Below are 22,456 nucleotides of genomic sequence, written 5' to 3'. Positions count from 1 at the left end.
ACTTTGCAACTACCAGATGTTTGCGGTGGAGGTGACTAAAAAGTGATTAATTTCGAGGTGCAAAATAATTACTATGTTTAATACTAAACCCCGAATTAGAAATCATCTCCATCCGTGCTAAACTTTGATCTGCACCACAAAAAAAGCACCTTTAAGGTGCTTTTTTAACGAATTTGCAACGAAATTATGTTAGTCAGCAGAAATGTCAGCAAACAGAACAGTTGATAAATAACGCTCACCTGATGAAGGTAAAATTACGACTATATTTTTGCCTTTATATGCAGGGTCTGCAGCAATTTTTGTTGCGGCTGCGATGGCAGCGCCTGATGAAATACCCGCAAGGATACCTTCTTTTTCCATTAATTCACGGGCTGTTTTAACTGCCTCATCATCACTGATTTGAATGACTTTATCGAGTAGTTTTAGGTCTAAGTTACCGGGGATGAAACCAGCACCAATACCTTGAATTTTATGAGGCCCTGGCTTAATTTCTTCACCTGCCAATGCTTGGGTGATAACTGGGGAAGTTTCAGGCTCAACAGCAACGATGGTAACTTCTTTGCCTTTGGTATTTTTTAGATACTTTGCAATCCCTGTGATAGTACCGCCTGTTCCGACGCCCGCAACGACGACATCAACATTACCGTCGGTATCTTCCCAAATTTCAGGGCCGGTTGTTTTTTCGTGAATTTCAGGGTTGGCAGGGTTGTTAAATTGCTGAAGTAAAAGGTACTTTTTAGGGTTACTATTGACAATTTCTTCAGCTTTAGCAATGGCGCCTTTCATGCCTTTTGCACCCTCAGTAAGGACAAGGTTAGCCCCTAAGGCTTTGAGCAATTTACGGCGCTCGATACTCATGGTTTCTGGCATTGTAAGGGTCAATTTATACCCCCTAGCCGCGGCAACATAAGCAAGAGCAATCCCAGTATTACCACTCGTTGGTTCCACTAACTCTTTATCTTTATTTAGGATACCTTTTTTCTCCGCATCCCAAATCATGTTAGCGCCAATACGGCACTTTACACTGAAACTTGGGTTGCGTGATTCCACTTTTGCTAAAATATTACCATTACCAAAATGCTTTAAACGCACAAGAGGAGTGTGTCCAATGGTCAACGAATTATCTTCATAGATTTTGCTCATGGGATATCCTTAAAAATCGGTTAGCGAGTAAAACTGTGTCACTCAGTCAAGACAAAAAATAATATGAATTCAACATACGTGAACAACAAATTAATGCAAATATGATTTGAATATAAGCTTATAACAAAATGCTATTTTAGATCTAATTGTTCTAAGAATGAAATTAAAGCAAAAAATTGATGGTGTGAATGTGTGTGTTGGCATGCGCAGGCGATGAAGCCTGCGCTTATCGGTTAGAAAATACTTAGTAACGGGCGTAACGTCCGCGATACCTATCAACCCACATGAGTGTCGCGCCGCAGACAGCAACAGGCATGATGACTAAATTTACGAAAGGTAGCATCATGAGTAAACTGATGACGCCACCAAATTGAATATTTCTCATGCGTTCTTTCGCAAGCGCTTGTTTCATTTCACTAAAGCCAACGCGATGGTTATCAAATGGGTAATCACAATATTGAATTGACATCATCCAAGCCCCAAATAGGAACCACAAAACAGGTGCTATGGTTTGGCCAATACCCGGAATAAAAAATAAAATCAATAAACCAAGTGCGCGGGGTAAATAATAACCAATACGCACAAACTCACGTTTTATCATGCGTGGAACATCTTTTAGTAGTTCCGCCATTCCTGTGTCAGGAGCGGGTTTCCCTGTCAGTTCGGCTTCTAGTTTTTCAGATAACCAACCATTAAATGGGGCTGCAATAATATTTGCAATGGTACTGAAAAAATAGGTAAAAACTAATAAGATAGAAATCACCGCTAATGGAAAAAACACATAATCAAGCCATTGTAGCCAACTCGGAATATAACTCATCACTTGGTCTATCCAGCCGCCAAGCTTAGTGTATAACCACCAAAAAGCACCTCCTAAGAAAATAATATTTGCTAATAAGGGCAAAATGACAAAGCGTTTAATACCAGGACGTGTAACTAGTCGCCACCCTTGTGTAAAATAATAAAAGCCAGAATGGTCTTTTTGTGGCGAAAATGTCGATTGGGTCATACTTCTTGTTCTCTCCTTTTCGGTTGACTATGTATCATATAGGTATGAAACTAGGCTGACTAGCCATTATTTGCTTAAAAAAGCAGCAAACGAAAGCGGAATATTCTCTTTCTTGTAAGAAAATCGTTCTGAGGGTTGCACTTAGAGCAATTGAGAAATAATCTTAAGGTAGTTTCCGCCGTGTTGGCATAATCATTCATCAACTAGAGATAACAGCGATGCAGGATTTGCGTCTGATATTAGTGGTCGTAGGTGCGATAGCCATTGTCGCTTTATTACTGCATGGTTTATGGACCAGCCGTAAAGAGCGGTCAACGTTATTTCGCGACAGACCGGTAAAACGTCGAAAAAGCGAAACGCAGGATAAATCATCTGAGTATGATGATTCTGTATTATTTACTGAGGACAAACCCACTCAGCAGGGGGCGATTCAACCCGCAGTAGCAGACCCACTTGATTCAGCAAAAAATGAATCTCAAGTTGAGCCAAACATACGGCCAGTAGCTCCGGTTGAGCCTGAACCTAAATTGGCGGCGGCTTCTGAACATCTGGCTAATGAAGAACCTGTGGTGGCTGTACGCACTGAACCCTCTCATGCTCCAGAGCAATTGACTATCAATATGAATGATGAGTCAGTTACTGAGCCACAAGTTAGCACCCAACCTGTGCGGCCTACTGCGATTGAGCCACACATTGATTCAAATAACCTGAAAGAAGAGCCACAGTCGATACAACATGAACAAACAACGGCGAACACTGAAACGAAAGCTGAGCCGCAGGAAGATTCTGCTACAACAAATAGCAAGGAGACAGTTTTGGTACTTCATGTAGCAGCTCATCATGGGCAAGAGCTACAAGGTGAAGTATTATTGCAAAGCATCCTTCAAGCAGGGTTCCAGTTTGGTGAAATGAAAATATTCCACCGTCATGTCAACCCGTCGGGTACTGGGCCTGTATTATTTAGTTTAGCCAATATGGTTAAACCAGGTTCCTTTGATCCTGAAACGATGTCTGATTTCACAACTCCGGGTGTTTCCATGTTTATGATGGTGCCATCTTATGGTGATGCAGGGCAGAATTTCAAATTGATGTTACAAGCCGCTCAGCGTATCGCATCCGATGCGGGTGGTGTTGTGCTTGATGATGAGCGCAAGATGCTCACACCTCAAAAAATAGAGGTGTACCACGCGCGGATCAGAAGCACGTTAAACTAAATAATCGTTTTATAAAGGCCCCCTTAACTGGGGGTTTTTTATCTTTAATGAGTGTGATCATGACTACCAAGCAAGAAATAGACCAATTAAAAAAACAGTTACGTCATCATGAATATCAGTACCATGTATTAGACGCACCCGAAATTCCAGATGTTGAATACGATAAACTTATGCAACGTCTGAAAAGTATAGAAGAGGCACATCCAGAGCTTATTACGAGTGATTCGCCAACTCAGCGGGTTGGTGCTGCGCCTTTATCGGCGTTTGAAACGGTTCGCCATGAAATTCCAATGCTGTCATTAGATAATGTTTTTGATGAAGCGAGTTATTTAGCTTTTGATAAACGTGTTAGAGACCGCTTAAAAAACCATGAAGAGCTTACATTCTGTTGCGAATTAAAGCTTGATGGGCTAGCAGTTAGTTTATTGTATGAAAATGGTGAGCTAGTACAGGCTGCGACGCGTGGAGATGGGACGGTTGGTGAAAATATTACTGCCAACGTACGGACCATCCGAGCTATCCCCTTGCGTTTGACTGGGGATAATATCCCAGATCGAGTGGAGATCCGTGGTGAAGTCTTTATGCCACAAAAAGGGTTTGAAGCATTGAATGAAGAAGCGCGTAGGACAGATGGCAAAGTATTCGCAAATCCGCGTAATGCCGCAGCGGGCTCTTTACGTCAACTTGACCCACGCATTACAGCGAAAAGGCCATTAACTTTCTATTGCTATGGTGTTGGGGTTGTTGAGGGAGAAACATTACCTGATACCCATTATGGGCGTTTGATGCAGTTTAAAGCGTGGGGTTTGCCTGTTAGTGACTATGTTCAATTGTGTGTTGGCTCGCAAGCTGTATTAGATTTTTATCGCGAAATAGAACAAGCTCGACCAAGCCTTGGTTTTGACATCGATGGCGTCGTTATCAAGGTCAACTCAATTGCTATTCAAGAGGAATTAGGCTTTGTTTCACGAGCGCCACGTTGGGCTACGGCATTTAAATTTCCAGCTCAGGAACAAATAACTCAATTGAAAGACGTTGAGTTCCAAGTCGGGCGTACTGGGGCTATTACGCCCGTTGCGCGTCTTGAACCTGTGCAAGTTGCCGGGGTGATCGTGAGCAATGCGACGCTACATAATGCCGATGAAATTGAACGTCTTGGGGTTCACATTGGTGATACCGTTATTATCCGCCGTGCAGGGGATGTGATCCCGCAAATTGTCAGTGTCGTGGTTGAAAAACGTCCTGTTAATAGCCGTGAAATCGTGTTTCCAACCCATTGCCCTGTTTGTGGCTCTGATATTGAACGCATTGAAGGCGAAGCCGTAGCGCGTTGTACTGGGGGGTTGATTTGTGGCGCACAGCGCAAAGAGGCTTTAAAACACTTTGTTTCTCGTCGTGCCATGGATGTTGATGGCATGGGGGATAAAATTATCGATCAACTGGTTGAAAAAGAATATGTCAAAACGCCAGCTGACCTTTATCAATTGAGTGCAGGTATTTTAACTGGTTTAGACCGTATGGGGCCTAAATCAGCTCAAAACTTAGTCACTGCACTAGAAAAATCGAAACAAACAACACTGGCACGTTTTATTTATGCATTAGGTATTCGCGAAGTTGGAGAAGCTACTGCGGCTAATCTTGCAGCGCATTATGCAACATTAGAAGCGGTAATGTGTGCAGACGAAGAGTCACTGAAAACTGTTCAAGATATCGGTCATGTGGTGGCGAAACATGTCGTGAATTTCTTCCGCGAAGAACATAACCAAGCCGTTATTAACGACCTGATTACTAAGGCTAATATTCACTGGCCAGAAGTGAAGGTCGTGAACAGTGCTGAAATTGATAGTCCATTTGCTGGCAAAACAGTGGTATTAACTGGGTCAATGAGTGTATTAACCCGCGATGAAGCAAAAGACAAGCTGGTCGCTTTAGGTGCAAAGGTGGCTGGAAGTGTTTCTAAGAAAACGGATATGGTGATTGCAGGGGAAGCGGCAGGTTCTAAATTAGTGAAAGCGAATGAATTGGGTATTCAGGTTATAGATGAAAATGAGTTAATACGTTTGCTGAATATTTAATGGTGAACTATATTCAATCTAATTTTGTTGCTTACAAGGTGGTAAGCAACAAAATAATACTTAGGTCGTTGTAAGCCTTAACTTAAATTTTCATTAAGATTTCTGTGCAAAAAAAAGTGATTACAGGGTTTTGTCATAGTTGAAACGTGACCGCCTTCTTCTTTTTGCAAAATACACCTAGTAAGCTTTCATATTAATGTGACCACCGTCTCATTTAAATGTTGTCTATTACATAGAATATGCACATAGACTGATTCTTAAATTTGTTGGAGTCGCATATGACCTCGATCCTGCATTTCGTTTTATCCTTAGTAGTAATTGCTGCTCTTGCAATTTTAGCAAGTAGTAACCGTAGCGCGATCCGCCCCCGCTATGTTATTCAACTCCTTGTTATTCAAATTGCGTTGGCTTACCTTTTCTTAAAATCTAATATCGGCGAATCTTTTGTAATGGGTGTAGCAGGGGTGTTTACTCACTTGCTAGGCTATGCAGCGGAAGGGACGAAATTTATTTTTGGCGGCATGATTGAGGGCAATTTAGCGTTCTTTTTCTTACAAGTCTTGTGTCCAATCATCTTTATTTCTGCATTAATTGGTATTTTACAACACGTCAAAATTTTACCTATCGTGATCCGCATTATCGGTACTGTATTATCGAAAGTGAACGGTATGGGGAAATTAGAGTCATTTAACGCAGTAAGCTCATTATTGTTAGGGCAGTCAGAGAACTTTATCGCGTATAAAGACCAACTCAATAGAATGTCAGAGCGCAGAATGTACACCATGGCGGCAACCGCAATGTCTACTGTATCAATGTCTATCGTTGGTGCTTATATGACCATGTTGGAACCTCGCTTTGTGGTCGCGGCATTAGTGCTTAATATGTTTGGTACTTTCGTTGTTTTATCATTAATTAACCCGTACCCACCAGAAGGTGAAGAAGACATCCAAATGAGCAATTTGCATGAAGGGCAAAGCTTTTTTGAAATGTTAGGCGAATATATCCTTGCTGGGTTTAAAGTCGCAATTATAGTATCAGCTATGTTGATTGGTTTTATTGCCCTAATTGCGATGGTTAATGGTATTTTCTCTGCAGTATTCGGCGTTGATTTCCAAACGATGTTAGGTTACGTGTTTTATCCATTTGCTTGGGTCCTTGGTATTCCTGCGGATGAAGCTTTACAAGTTGGCGGCATCATGGCAGTTAAGATGGTCACGAATGAGTTTGTCGCAATGGATGGCTTACAAGCGATTGCTGGTGGCTTATCAGAACGTTCTGTCGGTATCTTATCGGTGTTCTTAGTCTCTTTTGCTAACTTTTCATCTATCGGTATTATTGCTGGTGCAATTAAAGGGTTAGATGAAAAACAAGGTAATACAGTAGCACGCTTTGGTTTGAAACTATTATACGGTTCAACATTAGTGAGCTTCCTATCGGCAGCTGTTGTTGGCTTAGTTTTGTAATCAATAAAAAAGTGTTAAATTGGCAAAACGGCGTTCAAATGAGCGCCGTTTTGCTTTCATATAAAAAAGAAAACTGTTAAAAGAACAGATAAAACGCAGTCAAAGACACAACACTAAAAATGTAAGAGAACAAATGGAAAAACAAGATCTCATCGACATAGCAAATACCTATATGCCGTTTGGTAAGTACAAGGGGCGTGTGCTAATAGATTTGCCAGAGGAATATTTACTTTGGTTCTATAAGAAAGGAGAGTTCCCTGCGGGGCGTTTAGGGCAATTAATGGAAATGACCTTAGGGTTAAAAATTGAAGGGCTTGAAGGCCTTGTGAAGCCACTTAAACGCAGTTAAGCAGCTAAGGCTATTTGTGGCTTAGGGAATCAGTAATTTTCTTACTCAAATTAATAAACAGTTCTTGCTCTTGTTGAGTTAATACTGTTTTAACCTTTAAGGCATTTTCAGCACGGCCAGTGGCTGCACGTTGTAAGAAATCATGCCCTTTTCTTGTTAAGTGGGTGATCAGTTCCCGCTTATCTTCTTCAGATTGATACTGTTCAACAAAATCATAGGATTTTAGGACTCGAAGAAATTTCGATAAATTTTGGCGGGAAAGTCCAAGGGATTGGCTTAATTGGCTCGGCGTCAAATCACCTTTAAGCCTTAATATTTCTAGTACATCATATTGGCCCCAAGTTATTTGCTCGGGGGTAAAACTCGCTCTGCGAGCCACTAATGTACATTGTAATAATGAAAGCGCATCTTCAAGAGCATCTGACATAAAAAATGTTCCTTAATATTCAATCACTCAAGTATACATTGACTTTTTAGATAAAACGATACATTGATTAACTAAAGTTAATTGTTTATAGTTAACTTTGGTTAATCATAATTGAGGTGCATCATGGGGAAATTTAACGACCGAATAGCGCTTATTACGGGCGCATCAACAGGCGTTGGCTTTGGTATTGCTCAGAAATTACATTTCCTCGGAGCGACTGTTGTTATAACAGGGCGCAATCAGCTTACATTAACACAAGCTGCGAAAGAAATAGATCCAACGGGTCAACGCATCAGCACTATCAAAATGGATGTTGCAAATGCGCAAGATTTCAAAGCAACGATTGAAAAAATTGAGCAGCAGTACGGTGCTTTGCATTATCTGGTGAATAATGCGGGTATCACTGGCCCACATGGTGTCAATGTAGAGGATTACCCATTAAAGGCTTGGCATGATGTGGTTGCAACAGATATCACGGGGACGTTCCATGGTTTAAAATATAGCATCCCTAGTATTTTGCGTAGTGGAGGCGGAGCGATTGTCAATTTATCTGCTTGTAATGGGGTGACAGGGATCGCAGGGATTGCACCTTATACGGCGGCAAAACATGCAGTGTTAGGGCTTACGCGCTCTGTGGCGTTAGAGAATGCGCAAAAAGGTATTCGTATTAATGCTGTTGGCCCAGGTTATGTACAAACGCCTAATATTGAGAGGTTACCGCAAGCAACTCAGGAATGGATGTCTTCAACACACCCAATGGGTAGGATGGCGACAAGGGAAGAAATTGCTAATGTGGTCGCCTTTTTATTATCAGATGAAAGCAGCTTTATGACAGGCGCATTTATTCCTATTGATGGCGGTTATACAGCACAATAATGTAGTAAGTATTAAATATAGTGGAGTGCAAATGAGGTAAAAAGTAAATTGATGTTTTACGACATTAATGAAAAAACAAGCGATGTTAGTAAGAAGAAACGAGTAATCAGAGGAAATTATTGGTGGAGCTAAGCGGGATCGAACCGCTGACCTCTTGCATGCCATGCAAGCGCTCTCCCAGCTGAGCTATAGCCCCAATAGAATAATTTTGATGTTGTATTAATGCCACCTAACAGGGAATTAGATGGTGGAGCTAAGCGGGATCGAACCGCTGACCTCTTGCATGCCATGCAAGCGCTCTCCCAGCTGAGCTATAGCCCCAAATACAATTCTTTTGGACGTTGGGATGATATTCAAGGCTAGGGGGAGTGTCAATCAAATAATGGTGTTTTGACACTGACTGCTTAAATATAAAGCAAACATCAGTTAATTCAAATGATTGAAGTGGCTAATTGGCACGGTTAGGTTGCAGTTATGATTTAAAGCGCTTGATGAGATAGGCTGCTTTTCCTTATTTCCGCTAGGCTAATTTTTTATTTAAGAGCTTTGAGCGTAATGGTAGAGCACCTAGATTAAATTGATTGGTATGGGTGGGTTAAGTCATTTTTTATATGACATGAATACATATCTAAATAAAAGCCCCATGCCTAATAAATAACATGGAGCTTTTAAACTTTAATTTTTATTATTGTGCGCTTGCTTCGCGTTCACTAATAAAGGAGAGTGCTTTGTCAATACGAGCGATAGAGCGTGCTTGGCCAATTGCATGAACAGTAACATCAAGGCCTGGTGATTGGCCTGCACCTGTTACAGCGACACGTAAAGGCATTCCCACTTTCCCCATACCGACTTCAAGTTGCTCAGCGGTAGCTTCAATCGCTTTATGGACGTTTTCAGCATTCCAGTCGGTGATTGCAGCCAGTTTGTCTTTAACTACTTCTAATGGTTGACGAGCGACAGGGCGTAGGTGTTTTTTCGCCGCATCGGCATCAAACTCTTCAAAATCTTGATAGAAATAATGACAAGATTCGGCTATTTCTTTTAGGGTCTTGCAACGTTCACCCAATAGCTTAATTAAATCAACTAACTGAGGACCTGTACTCGTGTCGATATTTTGCTGTTCAATATGCCATGCAAGGTAAGTCGCTACTTCTTCAGCAGGTAGTGTGTTGATATAGTGATGGTTTAACCACAGCAGTTTATCTGTATTAAACGCACTTGCTGATTTGCTGATCGCATCTAGAGTAAAATACTCTTTCATTTCATCAACAGTAAAAATTTCTTGATCCCCATGGGACCAACCTAGGCGAACTAAGTAATTTAATAGTGCTTGAGGTAAATAACCATCATCACGATATTGCATAACACTTACTGCACCATGGCGTTTTGATAATTTTTTACCGTCATCACCTAAAATCATTGAAACGTGTGCATATTCTGGAACTGGTGCACCTAATGCTTTTAGGATGTTGATTTGGCGAGGCGTGTTATTGATATGGTCTTCACCGCGGATCACGTGAGTGATTTCCATATCCCAGTCATCAATAACTACACAGAAGTTATAAGTTGGTGAACCATCTGTACGGCGAATGATTAAATCATCGAGTTCTTGGTTGCTAAATTCAATTGACCCACGAATCCTATCATCAAAAATTACAGAACCCTCTTGTGGGTTACGGAAACGAACAACGTGAGGTTCATCAGGAGTGTGGTTATGAGCGTGATCACGGCAGCAACCGTCATAGCGAGGTTTTTCATTGTTTGCCATTTGCTGTTCACGTAACGCTTCTAAACGCTCTTTTGAGCAGTAACAGCGATATGCAGTACCTGCATCTAACATTTGGTCAATGACAGCATTGTATCGGTCGAAACGCTTAGTTTGATAATAAGGACCCTCATCCCAATTTAAATTCAACCAGTTCATACCGTCCATAATGGCATCGATAGCTTCCTGAGTTGAGCGTTCTAAGTCGGTGTCTTCAATACGCAGGACAAATTCGCCCTGATTGTGGCGACTAAATAACCAGGAATACAGAGCAGTACGAGCACCACCAACGTGTAAATAGCCAGTTGGGCTAGGTGCAAAACGGGTTTTGATTTTACTCATCGAGATTGCCTTAATTGCAAAACATTGTTTTTGAATTGCTTATTTGCTCGCTAGCCAATCGAAGAACTGAAACAAGACATCATTAAATAGGGTTTGTGCAGGACGTTCTGGCTAGTGATATTTATAAGCATTGCTAAAATGTGACTCTATTCTATCATCCTGTAGTGATTCCTCAATCAAGTTATCAAAATAGAAGGAAAGAAAATGATTATTTTGCCGATAAAAATAAAAATAAATGTGGAGGAAAACAATTTTCACTTTTTTGAGCGATAAAATAAGGGTGAAATATATAGGTAATTGATTAAAAAGGCAGCTTTTATGGCGAATATTGAAACATCTTGATTATTTTTGCAACGAACGAAAAAAATCTATTGAAAAATCGTTGACTCAGAACTCAGTATCCCTATAATGCACCTCCATCGACGACGGGGCGATTAGCTCAGTTGGTAGAGCACCTCCCTTACAAGGAGGGGGTCAGTGGTTCGAGCCCGCTATCGCCCACCACCGTTGACGATGAAAATAAATAATTGGGCGATTAGCTCAGTTGGTAGAGCACCTCCCTTACAAGGAGGGGGTCAGTGGTTCGAGCCCGCTATCGCCCACCAATTATTTATGAAAATGTGGAATAAGTCATGAAGTGGGCGATTAGCTCAGTTGGTAGAGCACCTCCCTTACAAGGAGGGGGTCAGTGGTTCGAGCCCGCTATCGCCCACCACTTCATTTGTTACTCGCATTAAAAATACGAAATTAGATGGGTCGTTAGCTCAGTCGGTAGAGCAGTTGACTTTTAATCAATTGGTCGCAGGTTCGAATCCTGCACGACCCACCATCTAAAAGAAACAAACAATTCAAGCAGTTCAGATGGGTCGTTAGCTCAGTCGGTAGAGCAGTTGACTTTTAATCAATTGGTCGCAGGTTCGAATCCTGCACGACCCACCATCTAAAAGAAACAAACAATTCAAGCAATTCAGATGGGTCGTTAGCTCAGTCGGTAGAGCAGTTGACTTTTAATCAATTGGTCGCAGGTTCGAATCCTGCACGACCCACCATCTTAACAGCAATTCAAGCCAATTCACCGCCCCGTAAATACTCAGTCACCAATTCATACCTCGGCAAGCTGGTTGCAGGTTCAGGCCGCAGGCTAAATTCGTAGAATTTAAATCCTGCACGACCCACCATCTCAACAGCAATTCAAGCCAATTCACCGCCCCGTAAATACTCAGTCGCTAAGCAGTACTTTGATCTTGAAGATAGCGGTTATGGAATAAAACCGGCATCTGCAATGTTTATTCACCATACATAAGATAAACTTGTTGAAATGTAGGTGAACATTGAAACAGTATTTTTGCATGGTTAGAGACAATATCTTAAAAATTACATAACCATTTGATGTAAAGTCATAATTGTATTTTTTATCTGGAGAGGTTGGCAATAATGATAGATAATCTGATAGGCTTAAATAAGCATTGGTTAATTAAAATAATAGTATTGTAGTAACATAAGGTGGGATATCGAGTTTCACTATCTGTCTTAATTATGCAATAATGCAATGATATTATCATCTGAAGTTAAACTCTGTTTGAGTGTTATTTCTTGATATTTAATTCCAACCATGCTCTTGGGACGATAAAAATAACAATATTAAATTTAGATTATCAATTAGCATTATTTATTCATAATTTTGTGATGTTCATCAAGTAAAGTGAATAATAAACTTTTTTAACGTTAAGGTTTTGTTATCTTGATAGTTATGATTTGGTAGATATTTACCTTGCTGCTTTAAAAATTTAGCATTTTGGTTAATTGTAACAGAATGGTGCTTTTTGTAACTCATTGATGTTTAATATTACCAAATAGTTTTAGAGGTAAAATTTATTGTTTTTACTATTTTTTACATAAAACTAGCAAATATGCTCATATTTTCACTTCCAAGTGCCTGTACTACTTTAATATCATTAATAATGTTACAGTGTTAAATTATTCTGTTTATTTCCTTTATTTTCAGGTTATACATCGGTGTGAAGGGTTTTTTTTAGATTAATATTCTGATATCAGCCAAGTGACTGAAGGGGATAGGCATAAACCGACGAGTCCTGATCATTATAATTGATTGATATTACAATATTTTATTGTTACTTTAAGAGTGTGAAATGATTTGTTACATAGTTGCAATGTCATTTTAAGACTAGTTGAAAGTAATTAGAAGGCTAGTATATCATTCTTTCCGATATTGGCTGAGTCGTCTTTAGCTTTATCAAAGTTACACAAATTAAATAAAGATAAAAATAAAAAATGCAGTTAACTATCTGCAGACTTTTATTTCATTAATATAAATTGAAGCGAGAATGTTTATGAATACAAAATATCCTGTCGCTTGTGCAGTTGGACAAAAAATTAAAGCACTAAGAAAAGCTCAAGGTTATACGGTTTTTCAGTTAGCCAAAGAGATAGATATCAGTGAGCAGCAATTATTTCGTTACGAGCGTGGCGTTAATCGTATTGACATAGATTGTCTTGTTCGCGTACTAAAAATATTAGACGTCAATATGGGTGAATTCTTTAGTGAAATACTACAAGATGACGAACATATAGATGAGAGAAGGGACACAAAAGGATTTGATGATTCAATCTATACTCTTGTATGATACAAATAATTATTTTGTCTCAAAATGAAACTTAATTTAATTTTTATTCTTAATTGTTTCAATTAAGAACATAAATTAATGCACTGATGTGCGTATTTCAAAAAGAGTATAATTATATTATTTATCTCTCATATCGAATGATATTAAAAATAAAAGCCCGAGTTGGGCTTTTATTTTATTATTATATAAATACGGGACTAAACTATTTAACTTAATAATAGATAAATAATAAATAACACTGATTCATAGATAATGCTGGATGAGTTAATTACTAACTGACCGGTAATATATACTTGCTTCCAGTGTTATCTGTATTATCTATAGTTAATGATATCGTGCTTTTTTAGCTAAATAATCACCAATAAATTGCATACTTTGTACAATGATTATCAATGTAACAACCGTTATGGCCATTGCTACATTATCAAATCTTTGATAACCATAATTTAGCGCTAAGTCACCCACACCACCGCCACCGACGGCCCCTGCCATTGCAGTTGCTCCAACTAAAGTAATGCTTGCAGCTGTTAGACTAAGGATCAGCGATGATTTTGCTTCAGGTAAAATAAAATGCCAAACAATTTGCCAATTAGTTGCTCCCATAGAGTCTGCTGCTTCAATAATTCCTGAATGTACACTTAGCAATGAATTTTCGACTAAGCGAGCGGTATAGGGGGCGATAAAAATGACTAAAGGTACTATTGCTGCTGTTGTCCCTATTGATGTGCCTACCATAAAACGCGTTAATGGGATCATTGCGACCAATAAAATAATAAAAGGTAATGAGCGAATGACATTGATAATTGGGTTTACAATCCGATAAATGGATTTATTTTCCCAAATACCTCCAGGCCGAGTCACTACGAGCAATATTCCTAACAAAATACCGAATACGGCTCCTAAAATGAGGGCAACACTGACCATAGTAAATGTTTCGGACATGGCGAGTAGAAACTGTTTACTTGTTAAAGCTGTTTCGAATAATGGTGTCATAATGCCCCCCTATTGACTGCGACCCCTCGATGACGAAGAAACAAAATTGCGTCATTGATTTTTTCTTTGTCACCAATAATTTGTACAAACATACTCCCTAGTACTACACCGCTGATTTCTTTCATGTTGGCAAACAGGATATTGATTTTGACGATATTTTTCAGTATCAACTCATTCACAACAGGCTCTTGAGCGGAAGCCCCTAAAAACTCTAATCGGTAGACATCTTGTTGATGTTCTAAATTATGGAGAACACGTTCGGGGATCTCCTGATTCAAAACGGTTCCAACAAATTTTTGTGTTGTCAGATGTTGTGGGTTTGCAAAAATATCGAGCACTGTACCTTCTTCGACAATTTTGCCTGATTCCATAACCGCAACGCGGTTACAAACTTGTTCGATAACCTCCATTTCATGGGTGACAAGCAAAATTGTAATATTTTGCTCTTGGTTAATTTTCTTTAGTAATTGAAGAATTGAACGGGTTGTTTGTGGGTCGAGTGCTGAGGTCGCTTCATCACATAATAAGATTTGTGGGTTATTGATGAGTGCTCGGGCAATACCAACGCGTTGTTTTTGCCCGCCAGATAACTGCCCCGGGTATTGGTTTTTCTTATCGCTAAGCTCTACAAATTCAAGAATATTATCAATTCGACGATTGATTTCTTGTTTATCGACGCCTGAGAGTAACAGAGGCATAGCAATATTTTGTGCGACAGTTTTAGTTTCTAATAAATTGAAATGCTGAAAAATCATACCAATACTTTTTTTATGCGCACGTATCTCAGCAGGGGTATGGTGCGCAATATTTTGCTCATTAATAATGATGGCGCCATTAGTAGGTTTTTCTAATTGATTAACTAAGCGGATAAGGGAGCTTTTACCTGCGCCGCTATAACCAATAAAACCAAAGATGTCCCCTTGATTGATATGCAAATTAATACCTTGCAATGCAACTAAAGATTGCCCATCTTTTTCATATATCTTCTGTACATCTTGAAAGGTAATCATAATTTACTCCACATTATCAGTTAGTTGTATACGCTCTGATTGAGGAGAGGAAGCTCGCCATTCATCACCTAATAATTCAGCCTCTTGGCTCATTTTGACTAATTCAAGATGTTGTTCGCGATGCGCAAGATATAATTTTGCGGCAATATGCCCAGCCAATCGCTCAGCGCCGACATTAGTACCAGGAATTAAACCAATAACAGGTCCCATACTGAGTGACGCTGATAAATTAAAGCAATATAACTGATTGATTTTATGGTTATCATTACTATTTTTAGCGACTAATTCAAAGTGATTGCCTAAATAAGGGTGTGATGCTAACTCTGAATTTTGCTCATTAGCAGGGGGAATGAAAACATCTCCCCATGTTTTAATCAGAGGAGTGAGTCGGTTGAAAGCGCTATTTTTAGACCAATTTATACGATAGCCAGTTGCTAAAATTAGATAATCTACGGTGTATTTGCCACTCGTTGTGGTGATATCTAACTTTTTATTATTCAACTCAACAAAGTTAACTTCAGTATTAAAGTTGAAATAAGCATTTTTATGGCGAGATACGCGTAGTGTACTACCATGTGGAGCGGGCGTTTTTGCTTTAGCGACATAGTCAGCATAGTGCCATTTTTGTGCATCGGTAAAATAGCTATAGGCGTTAGTAAAACCTGGACTACCAGCTACTTTACCTCGGTTTACGCGTGGCATATCACTTGCTCGAATTAAAATCTCGACCGAGTTAGCGCCATTTTCCAATGCGGTCGCAGAGCTGTCCATTGCGCCTGCGCTATAGCCGACAACACCAATATCTAGCCCCTTAAAACGGCGATAATCGGAGCCTGCGTATGAATGCTCCCAATAAGCGGTAGGAATATTATCCATAAAACTGGGGATATTAGCTTCGCTAAATGATTCCATTCCTGTCGCCAAGATGACATGTAACGCTTGATAAGTGACTTTGCCCTCAGGCGTATCAAATATTAATTCGCGGTAATCATTAGTTGGTAAAATATCAATTAATTGATACTGATTTAGGACATAAGGTTCTGTCATGGTTCTAAACCATTGTAGATATTCCCCCCATTGTAAACGAGGGATCTTATCGAGTTCTTCCCATTTTTGGACACCGAATTGCGCTTTAAACCAAGCTTGAAAGGTTAAAGATGGAGAAGCTAAGGCTGGGCCAACAACATGTTTTGGAGAGCGTAGTGTTTCCATCAACGCAGGTGTTTGCCATGGGCCTTCTTTTCTAATGGGAGCCTGATCAAAAACGATAGCTTCAATACCCTGTAACTTAAGTGCAAACGCCGCGGTAATCCCTGACATACCAGCACCAATAATAGCCACATCAACTTGTGTTTTATGTTTATTATTTCCTGATAACGACCAGGAGTTAATAGGTAAATTTAGATATTGCAGATCTTGTTTTACTTGTGACTCTAATGCATCTAAGCCGATAGGTAATGCCATTTAATTACTCCTTACCTTCTGTAATTTCAAATGGTTCACCTAAGGACAGCATGAGACGGTTTGCCCACGAAAAGAAAGCACTAGATTGAATCAGATCAAGCAATTCAAGTTCGGATAAACCGAGTTTTCGTAGGGTTTCAATTTGCTGCGTATCTGCTTGAATTGGTGTTGCAGACAAAAATGCGGCTAAATCCGTGATCGCGGTTAATCTTTCATCAAAACCTTCGGCAAGTATTGAGCCTGGCGCTGTCGATAATAGTTTTTCAACGTCGGGACGGCGTGCCTTAGCATATTGGCTTGCTTTTCGTGCATGAACGGAAGCACAGTAAATGCAGCCATTGACTTTACTCACAACAGCGGCAGCAAATTCCCGCTCCCAACGAGGAAGGCCATCCGTTGTGTAAAATACTCCGCGGTCAACTAATGTGCGTAATTCTAAAATTTTGCTTTGGTGAGCAAGTAGTAAAAAATATTCTGAATTTAATTGGCCGAATTTTTTCATGGTTTGTGCTTCTTCGGCGGATAAAGAGTCTGGCAGCCTTGCCGATAGCCATGGTTCCCAACCTAAATTGTCTTGAGTAAAAGCTGTTGGTGATGGCCGGCCTTGCTGAGTTATTGGTTGTTGATTCCATTTACCAGCCACAACTTTATTTGGGTGAGTTGTACTATCGCTATTACCAGAAAGTAACAATATGCCCTCAATGAGGCGGGCTTGGTAAGTGACATAAGTCACTAACTGCGCCAGTAAAATAATGTCATGCTCGCCCCAACCATGTTCAATTAATGGTTCAATTAAATGGTAATTTGTCTCTTTAGGTGATTGAGTTAATATTTGTAGATATTCTTTAGCGGCCTGAAAAGGGAGGGAATGAGTTATTTCTGGCACAGACCCAGCTAACTTAAAATAGAATTTCGCAAGGCGTGGGCTGCCCGTTAGTTCAGCGACTTGATAAGCAAAATAATATTTCACATCATTTGAAAGCAAAGTAGATGGCACAGAAAAAATAGCATTGAAACAAGCTTGAGTATTATCTGTTGCTGCTGCGCGCTCTTCGCGAATTTTAGCTAAATTGGAGTCTGGTGTTAAATCAGTCAGGTAATTAATTAAATCATCATTGAAAACAGTCATAAAGTAACTCACTTTTTTTAAACGTTTTTTTATCTCCTTTATTACATATCAAGCTCATCATTAACCGAACGATCTATTTGTTATATCCTTATAGCTAAAAAGAATTAAAATAGATTGTTATATTACTTTTGTATTAAGGTATAACGATATGATCTAAGTAGAACTTACAAATTATGATTATACTGCCCAAAATATCTTTACAGGGTTGTTATCTATGTTAAAACAAAAAATAATAAATTTATCGTTAATGGCTACAGCGGTAATCGTACTTGCTGGGTGTGGTGATAATAATGAAAAAAATAATCCAAATAAAAAACACATTACGATAGGCTTTGGCGTGGGAAATTATATTGACCAAGTTGAGAAAGGTATTGTCCCTATTCTAGAAAAGAAAGGCTATACCGTTAATTTGCGTCAGTTTTCACAAAATAGGCAAATAAACCCTGCTTTTGAAGAGGGATCAATAGATGCATCTGTTAACCAAAGTCGCGCTTATATGGATGCTTATAATAAAAAAAATAATATTAATATGGTAGCGCTGACCGACTCTCCTAGTGCACCACAAAGTTTGCGGTCAAATAAACATAAATCACTCGATGAAGTCAGAGATGGCATGATTGTTGCGTTATCGAACGACCCTGTTAATGCAGAACGAGGGGCTAGGATTTTAGAGCAACTGGGCTGGGTTAAAATTAAACCTGATGTAAGTACGTTAAGTTTTAGTGTGAATGATATTTCACCAGCGAAATATCAGCTTGATATTAGAGAAACAGATGCAGCACAAGGTTTACGTTTATTAGATGATGTTGATTTTGTTGTGGTAAATGGAAACTATGTTGCGAGTGCAGGGCAGAGAATAGCGGATGGATTGGTGGTAGAAGATTCACCTTTGGAACACCGTGTTATTGTTACTGTGATGCAGGAAAACCTTGATTCTCAATGGGCTAAAGATTTAAAAGATGCTTTTGAATCAAAAGAATATGCAGATTATATTCGCTCACAGCGTATTTATGATGGTTTTATTGAACCAGAAAGCTGGAGTAAGTATCCAAAATAAAAACCTAGTCTATTTTATTTATTGTTCAACATCTTTTAGCCACTTATTAGTGGCTTTTTTATATTATTTTACTGATTTAGTATGAAAATTATTCGTGTTGAATTGCTAGACAACGTTATGTTTTTTAGATATTTAATAGGAAACAAAAGTACGATAAGAACCGCGTAGAGTTAACTCAGTTTAAAAAGTCAATCAGGCAGGGGAACATATGAATAATGAATTAATAAATGCATTTAATGTGATAAAGGCAAAAAAATGGGTTGATTTGACTCATAGCTTTGATAAGGATTCACCCCATTTTTTTATGTTTGATTCAGCTGAATTTAAAACATTATTTGGCTACCCTGAGGGTTTTTTTGCACAGCAATTTACTTTCCCTGGGCAATATGGAACACATATTGATGCTCCATGTCACTTTGTAGAAGGAAAGCGCTACTTACACGAATTAGAATTGAAAGAGCTTGTTTTACCTTTAATCGTAATTGATCAGTCACAAAGAGCAAAGAAAGACCCAAATTTTGCATTTAATCTTGATGATGTTTTAGCGTTTGAACAACAACACGGTCAAATTGAGTCAGGCAGCTTTGTTGCATTACGTACAGATTGGAGCAAGCGATGGCCATCGCAAGAACTTATGGATAACAAAGACGAAGAAGGTAATAACCAAATACCTGGCTGGGGAATGGATGCACTTAAGTTTTTATTTGAAGTGAGAGGCATTAAAGCGATTGGTCATGAAACCTTTGACACTGACGCAGCGAAAGATTTTCGGAAAAATAATGCATTATTGGGGGAATATTACGTATTAGAACAGGATACTTACCAAGTTGAGTTACTGGCTAACCTAGACCAAGTGCCTACTCGGGGCGCTGTTATTTTTAATATCGTAGCTAAACCAAACAATGCAAGCGGTTTTCCGGTACGCTCTTTTGCAATTCTACCCTAGAATATGTTGATAACATTCCCCATCTATAGCCATTTAGTTTGATGGGGAGCGTTAAATGGCAAATAGTTATAAAATAATTAAAAAACCTATACTTTAAACTCGGAGAGTTTCCTAAAGCCGATGGCAATATAAATAAAAAATTATTGTTAAAGTCATTGCATTTATATTTTAATTAATTTTAGAAATGTTTTTCCACGGAAACCCCTTGTAGTAAATCAAAATAGTGTCTTAATAATAAAGTGAGTTAAATACCATTTTTGATAATCGCAATAATATTTGACGGGTTTTATAGAGAGGGGTAGTAAGGATTAGGGGACTTTAACCAGTAAGTAATAATAAAATGATTGATATCGTGAAATTATGATACTCATGATATGCGTTAAGCTAAGGTTACAGCCTAAAACTATTACGACGCAGAAAATAATTAATTTAAGTACGCCGTAATATGATGATCTTATTTAAATAGCGCCATATCTAAAAATTTGAAAGCATCATCTACATTAAGGTATTTCTCAATTGTAATGTAGCTGCCAGTTGGTTGCCAATATAAATTAGAGACTCCAGGGTCTACCTCATTATTTGCTATTTTATAACGAATGAATTTTATTTGAGTATTATCACTTAAATCTCCACTGTTGTTATTATCTATAAATTTTGTTCCTTTAACCATATAATAATGGTTTTTATACTGATGTAATTCAAAATCAGAGATTTTAACCATAGATGCAGATAGGCTAAAATCGCTCCAAATAAACCCATTATCATCTGGAGTGGGAATGATTGACCATTTTTTGTTATCTTTCATAAAAATAGTCGCAGTGCGATTAGGGTGTGATGTATTATTGTCAAAGCTAGCTAAAAAAATGATGTCAGTAATACCATTATTATTAAGGTCTATATTATTTTGCCCACCTTTTAACATGACTAATGTGCTACTGTTGCTCATAAAGCTAGCTAATAATAATAAATAGATGAGTTTCTTAAGTTTCATTTGGTCGCACTCCGAACTAGTCTAAAACCAATGTCGGGCATAACAAAACCCGCGCTGTGAATATCACAACTTGATAAGCCTGCTGGTTGTAAATAGCTTCCACCACAGAAATAATACATTTCTGTGCCTAACACGGTTTCGCTATCATAGACCCATTCATATACGTTACCACTCATATCATAAATTCCTAGAGCATTCGCTTTTAATTTACCAACAGGACTGGTGCCGAATAGCTCTGTATTAGGTTCGGGAAACCAGGCAACTTCATTTGCATTATTACTTCCGGAATAATAATGCCCATATGTACCATCAATTAGGCCATTATTTCCTCCTCTCGCTGCGACCATCCACTCTGCAATTGTTGGTAATCTATAACCATTGGCATTATTATTTATTGAAAAACTATATTGTGAGCTATCTCGCAAAATAGAATTATCTGCAATTATATAGGCAGGTTCTAGCCCCATTTTTTCACTCAATGCATTAGCAAACACAATCGCATCAGACCATTCAATATTAGTAATTGGATGTTCTTTATTATTTAAGTCAGATGTACGGCAGTCATCATAAAAGGAACCATTACAACCCTCATTTATCTTATAACCTTGTCCGTGTGCCCAATTAATAACCTCATCGTAAAGTTTGTAGGTTACTTCAGTATTCATAATAAAATAGCCATTAAGCTTGATATTTGAATTTGATTTATAATCATGATCACCAAAAACAGCACCTACGTAATAATCCCCTTGGTCAATATATACTTCTTGGAATAAAGAGGAGGATGCATGGGTACTCCAGATTGGTAAGATAAATAGAATTAGTGAAGCCAAGTATTTCATACTGTATTAAAATCCTATATGTTTAATTTAAGGGGCACTCTATTGAGAGATATTTAAACTAAAAAGTGAATACTTTTACGAAATTAGCTATTTTTGAAAACTTTAGAATAGTATGAGTAGATCTAATAAAATAGATCTAATTGATAAGGCTCACCTATAACTTTTATTGAACCTGCTGGGGTAGTCATAAAGTCTGCTTGATAACGTGCGTTATTAACCCCGGTAACAAGGTTGTCTAAATCTGTATGTGCCACTCTGATAGATTTATGTTTAGCCCATAGAGGAAGTTTATCTATATAATAGTAAAAAATGACAGAAGTGTTACCGTTACCATCATCAATGATATTCTCAATTTTGTTAATGCGTACACGACCATAGCAGAAATCTCCATGCTTATTAAATTCAGTTTGTCCTTTCGTGGTTAGCTGCCAAATTTTTTGATTTGATATCCATTGCGATTTAGCTAGGCCTGCATCAACGAGTGCTTCCATTTGCGCATTTACCCACATCGACCCTCCTTTATTCATAGATACTGGCCATTGAGTTTCCCCTAAACATAAAGGTGGTTGCTTATCTAAAGCTTGCTGAATTAACATCATATATTTATCTGTGCTAGCAGCTTGGCTGAAGGTTGAAAAAATTAGACAACAGGCAAGCAAAAAATATTTCATGTTTAAATTCCTATCTTTAAAGTTTAATAAAAAATACTTAATAGCAAG

At 38.6% G+C, this 22,456-nt stretch carries 19 protein-coding genes and 8 tRNA genes; 14 read left to right on the top strand and 13 right to left on the bottom strand.

The window, feature by feature from the left end; genetic code table 11:
- Positions 1-189 precede the first annotated feature (189 nt).
- The gene (gene cysK, locus P3L56_RS13240; RefSeq protein WP_048607831.1) at positions 190-1,143 is read right to left on the bottom strand and encodes a cysteine synthase A; all 954 of its coding nucleotides are present in this window, start codon (positions 1,141-1,143) and stop codon (positions 190-192) included.
- Between the two features lie 244 nt (positions 1,144-1,387).
- Positions 1,388-2,152, bottom strand: a complete 765-nt coding sequence (cysZ, locus tag P3L56_RS13235) for a sulfate transporter CysZ (RefSeq protein ID WP_042844599.1) — start codon at positions 2,150-2,152, stop codon at positions 1,388-1,390.
- Positions 2,153-2,370: 218 nt separating this feature from the next.
- On the opposite strand from cysZ, the gene zipA reads away from it, so the two are divergent.
- From zipA to P3L56_RS13215, 4 genes are all read left to right on the top strand, one after another.
- Entirely contained in the window at positions 2,371-3,366 is a 996-nt protein-coding gene (gene zipA / locus P3L56_RS13230; protein ID WP_048607828.1) for a cell division protein ZipA, read from the top strand.
- 59 nt (positions 3,367-3,425) lie between these two features.
- The gene (gene ligA / locus P3L56_RS13225; protein ID WP_048607826.1) at positions 3,426-5,441 is read left to right on the top strand and encodes an NAD-dependent DNA ligase LigA; all 2,016 of its coding nucleotides are present in this window, start codon (positions 3,426-3,428) and stop codon (positions 5,439-5,441) included.
- Between the two features lie 278 nt (positions 5,442-5,719).
- Positions 5,720-6,904, top strand: a complete 1,185-nt coding sequence (locus P3L56_RS13220) for a NupC/NupG family nucleoside CNT transporter (protein WP_042844596.1) — start codon at positions 5,720-5,722, stop codon at positions 6,902-6,904.
- A 133-nt stretch (positions 6,905-7,037) separates the two neighbouring features.
- Entirely contained in the window at positions 7,038-7,253 is a 216-nt protein-coding gene (locus tag P3L56_RS13215; RefSeq protein WP_042844595.1) for a DUF3820 family protein, read from the top strand.
- Positions 7,254-7,263: 10 nt separating this feature from the next.
- Here P3L56_RS13215 and P3L56_RS13210 read toward each other — a convergent pair whose 3' ends face one another.
- Positions 7,264-7,680 (bottom strand): MarR family winged helix-turn-helix transcriptional regulator, encoded by a 417-nt coding sequence (locus P3L56_RS13210; protein ID WP_042844593.1) that lies wholly within the window; start codon positions 7,678-7,680, stop codon positions 7,264-7,266.
- Between the two features lie 123 nt (positions 7,681-7,803).
- Here P3L56_RS13210 and P3L56_RS13205 point away from each other — a divergent pair, with 123 nt between their 5' ends.
- The gene (locus tag P3L56_RS13205; protein WP_210831736.1) at positions 7,804-8,556 is read left to right on the top strand and encodes an SDR family NAD(P)-dependent oxidoreductase; all 753 of its coding nucleotides are present in this window, start codon (positions 7,804-7,806) and stop codon (positions 8,554-8,556) included.
- A gap of 120 nt (positions 8,557-8,676) precedes the next feature.
- Here the strand turns inward: P3L56_RS13205 and P3L56_RS13200 are convergent.
- From P3L56_RS13200 to gltX, 3 genes are all read right to left on the bottom strand, one after another.
- Positions 8,677-8,752: transfer RNA gene (locus P3L56_RS13200), tRNA-Ala, on the bottom strand.
- A gap of 49 nt (positions 8,753-8,801) precedes the next feature.
- Positions 8,802-8,877 (bottom strand) — tRNA-Ala (locus P3L56_RS13195).
- A 364-nt stretch (positions 8,878-9,241) separates the two neighbouring features.
- On the bottom strand, positions 9,242-10,663 hold the full coding sequence (gene gltX, locus P3L56_RS13190) for a glutamate--tRNA ligase (RefSeq protein ID WP_272686069.1): 1,422 nt from the start codon (positions 10,661-10,663) through the stop codon (positions 9,242-9,244).
- Between the two features lie 428 nt (positions 10,664-11,091).
- Between gltX and P3L56_RS13185 the strand changes: the two genes are divergently transcribed.
- The 7 genes from P3L56_RS13185 (at position 11,092) to P3L56_RS13155 (ending at position 13,308) form a co-directional block, all read left to right on the top strand.
- A tRNA-Val gene (locus P3L56_RS13185) sits at positions 11,092-11,167 on the top strand.
- A 25-nt stretch (positions 11,168-11,192) separates the two neighbouring features.
- Positions 11,193-11,268 (top strand) — tRNA-Val (locus P3L56_RS13180).
- Positions 11,269-11,302: 34 nt separating this feature from the next.
- Positions 11,303-11,378, top strand: a tRNA-Val gene (locus P3L56_RS13175).
- A 38-nt stretch (positions 11,379-11,416) separates the two neighbouring features.
- A tRNA-Lys gene (locus P3L56_RS13170) sits at positions 11,417-11,492 on the top strand.
- A 34-nt stretch (positions 11,493-11,526) separates the two neighbouring features.
- Positions 11,527-11,602: transfer RNA gene (locus P3L56_RS13165), tRNA-Lys, on the top strand.
- Positions 11,603-11,636: 34 nt separating this feature from the next.
- A tRNA-Lys gene (locus tag P3L56_RS13160) sits at positions 11,637-11,712 on the top strand.
- Positions 11,713-13,014: 1,302 nt separating this feature from the next.
- A complete protein-coding gene (locus P3L56_RS13155) occupies positions 13,015-13,308 on the top strand; it encodes a helix-turn-helix domain-containing protein (RefSeq protein ID WP_042844586.1) in 294 nt (97 codons plus the stop codon).
- A 324-nt stretch (positions 13,309-13,632) separates the two neighbouring features.
- Here the strand turns inward: P3L56_RS13155 and P3L56_RS13150 are convergent, their stop codons facing one another.
- The 4 genes from P3L56_RS13150 to P3L56_RS13135 are packed head-to-tail and all read right to left on the bottom strand — an operon-like array spanning position 13,633 to position 17,904.
- On the bottom strand, positions 13,633-14,301 hold the full coding sequence (locus tag P3L56_RS13150) for a methionine ABC transporter permease (protein ID WP_042844584.1): 669 nt from the start codon (positions 14,299-14,301) through the stop codon (positions 13,633-13,635).
- Positions 14,298-15,311 (bottom strand): methionine ABC transporter ATP-binding protein, encoded by a 1,014-nt coding sequence (locus P3L56_RS13145; RefSeq protein WP_166685211.1) that lies wholly within the window; start codon positions 15,309-15,311, stop codon positions 14,298-14,300. The genes P3L56_RS13150 and P3L56_RS13145 overlap by 4 nt, the downstream gene beginning before the upstream one ends.
- A gap of 3 nt (positions 15,312-15,314) precedes the next feature.
- Positions 15,315-16,775 carry an FAD/NAD(P)-binding protein gene (locus tag P3L56_RS13140; protein WP_210831971.1) on the bottom strand — a complete coding sequence of 487 codons (1,461 nt, stop codon included), beginning with the start codon at positions 16,773-16,775 and terminating at the stop codon, positions 15,315-15,317.
- Between the two features lie 4 nt (positions 16,776-16,779).
- Positions 16,780-17,904, bottom strand: coding sequence for an alkylhydroperoxidase domain protein (locus P3L56_RS13135; RefSeq protein WP_166685209.1), 1,125 nt, complete (start codon positions 17,902-17,904; stop codon positions 16,780-16,782).
- Positions 17,905-18,118: 214 nt separating this feature from the next.
- Here P3L56_RS13135 and P3L56_RS13130 point away from each other — a divergent pair, with 214 nt between their 5' ends.
- Positions 18,119-18,961, top strand: a complete 843-nt coding sequence (locus P3L56_RS13130; protein ID WP_048607571.1) for a MetQ/NlpA family ABC transporter substrate-binding protein — start codon at positions 18,119-18,121, stop codon at positions 18,959-18,961.
- A 208-nt stretch (positions 18,962-19,169) separates the two neighbouring features.
- Positions 19,170-19,907, top strand: a complete 738-nt coding sequence (locus tag P3L56_RS13125) for a cyclase family protein (RefSeq protein ID WP_042844570.1) — start codon at positions 19,170-19,172, stop codon at positions 19,905-19,907.
- A 454-nt stretch (positions 19,908-20,361) separates the two neighbouring features.
- On the opposite strand, the gene P3L56_RS13120 is transcribed toward P3L56_RS13125, so the two are convergent.
- The 3 genes from P3L56_RS13120 to P3L56_RS13110 form a co-directional block, all read right to left on the bottom strand.
- Positions 20,362-20,898, bottom strand: a complete 537-nt coding sequence (locus P3L56_RS13120; RefSeq protein ID WP_198860751.1) for a carbapenem self-resistance protein CarG family protein — start codon at positions 20,896-20,898, stop codon at positions 20,362-20,364.
- Positions 20,895-21,737 (bottom strand): formylglycine-generating enzyme family protein, encoded by an 843-nt coding sequence (locus P3L56_RS13115; RefSeq protein WP_272686059.1) that lies wholly within the window; start codon positions 21,735-21,737, stop codon positions 20,895-20,897. The genes P3L56_RS13120 and P3L56_RS13115 overlap by 4 nt, the downstream gene beginning before the upstream one ends.
- A 122-nt stretch (positions 21,738-21,859) precedes the next feature.
- The gene (locus P3L56_RS13110; RefSeq protein ID WP_042844565.1) at positions 21,860-22,408 is read right to left on the bottom strand and encodes a hypothetical protein; all 549 of its coding nucleotides are present in this window, start codon (positions 22,406-22,408) and stop codon (positions 21,860-21,862) included.
- Positions 22,409-22,456 lie beyond the last annotated feature (48 nt).

The sequence above is a fragment of the Providencia sp. PROV024 genome, assembly GCF_032709665.1.
GTDB lineage: Bacteria > Pseudomonadota > Gammaproteobacteria > Enterobacterales > Enterobacteriaceae > Providencia > Providencia huashanensis.
Note: the sequence above shows the minus strand (reverse complement) of the source record. Positions and strands in the feature narration are given on the sequence as shown.

Bases quoted from the DNA above. Each gene is read 5' to 3' on its own strand.
- P3L56_RS13150 (WP_042844584.1), bottom strand. From the start codon at position 14,301: ATGACACCATTATTCGAAACAGCTTTAACAAGTAAACAGTTTCTACTC.
- P3L56_RS13155 (WP_042844586.1), top strand. From the start codon at position 13,015: ATGAATACAAAATATCCTGTCGCTTGTGCAGTTGGACAAAAAATTAAA.
- ligA (WP_048607826.1), top strand. From the start codon at position 3,426: ATGACTACCAAGCAAGAAATAGACCAATTAAAAAAACAGTTACGTCAT.
- P3L56_RS13135 (WP_166685209.1), bottom strand. From the start codon at position 17,904: ATGACTGTTTTCAATGATGATTTAATTAATTACCTGACTGATTTAACA.
- P3L56_RS13205 (WP_210831736.1), top strand. From the start codon at position 7,804: ATGGGGAAATTTAACGACCGAATAGCGCTTATTACGGGCGCATCAACA.
- P3L56_RS13125 (WP_042844570.1), top strand. From the start codon at position 19,170: ATGAATAATGAATTAATAAATGCATTTAATGTGATAAAGGCAAAAAAA.
- P3L56_RS13115 (WP_272686059.1), bottom strand. From the start codon at position 21,737: ATGAAATACTTGGCTTCACTAATTCTATTTATCTTACCAATCTGGAGT.
- gltX (WP_272686069.1), bottom strand. From the start codon at position 10,663: ATGAGTAAAATCAAAACCCGTTTTGCACCTAGCCCAACTGGCTATTTA.
- cysZ (WP_042844599.1), bottom strand. From the start codon at position 2,152: ATGACCCAATCGACATTTTCGCCACAAAAAGACCATTCTGGCTTTTAT.
- P3L56_RS13130 (WP_048607571.1), top strand. From the start codon at position 18,119: ATGTTAAAACAAAAAATAATAAATTTATCGTTAATGGCTACAGCGGTA.
- P3L56_RS13140 (WP_210831971.1), bottom strand. From the start codon at position 16,775: ATGGCATTACCTATCGGCTTAGATGCATTAGAGTCACAAGTAAAACAA.
- P3L56_RS13110 (WP_042844565.1), bottom strand. From the start codon at position 22,408: ATGAAATATTTTTTGCTTGCCTGTTGTCTAATTTTTTCAACCTTCAGC.
- P3L56_RS13215 (WP_042844595.1), top strand. From the start codon at position 7,038: ATGGAAAAACAAGATCTCATCGACATAGCAAATACCTATATGCCGTTT.
- P3L56_RS13220 (WP_042844596.1), top strand. From the start codon at position 5,720: ATGACCTCGATCCTGCATTTCGTTTTATCCTTAGTAGTAATTGCTGCT.
- zipA (WP_048607828.1), top strand. From the start codon at position 2,371: ATGCAGGATTTGCGTCTGATATTAGTGGTCGTAGGTGCGATAGCCATT.
- P3L56_RS13145 (WP_166685211.1), bottom strand. From the start codon at position 15,311: ATGATTACCTTTCAAGATGTACAGAAGATATATGAAAAAGATGGGCAA.
- P3L56_RS13120 (WP_198860751.1), bottom strand. From the start codon at position 20,898: ATGAAACTTAAGAAACTCATCTATTTATTATTATTAGCTAGCTTTATG.
- P3L56_RS13210 (WP_042844593.1), bottom strand. From the start codon at position 7,680: ATGTCAGATGCTCTTGAAGATGCGCTTTCATTATTACAATGTACATTA.
- cysK (WP_048607831.1), bottom strand. From the start codon at position 1,143: ATGAGCAAAATCTATGAAGATAATTCGTTGACCATTGGACACACTCCT.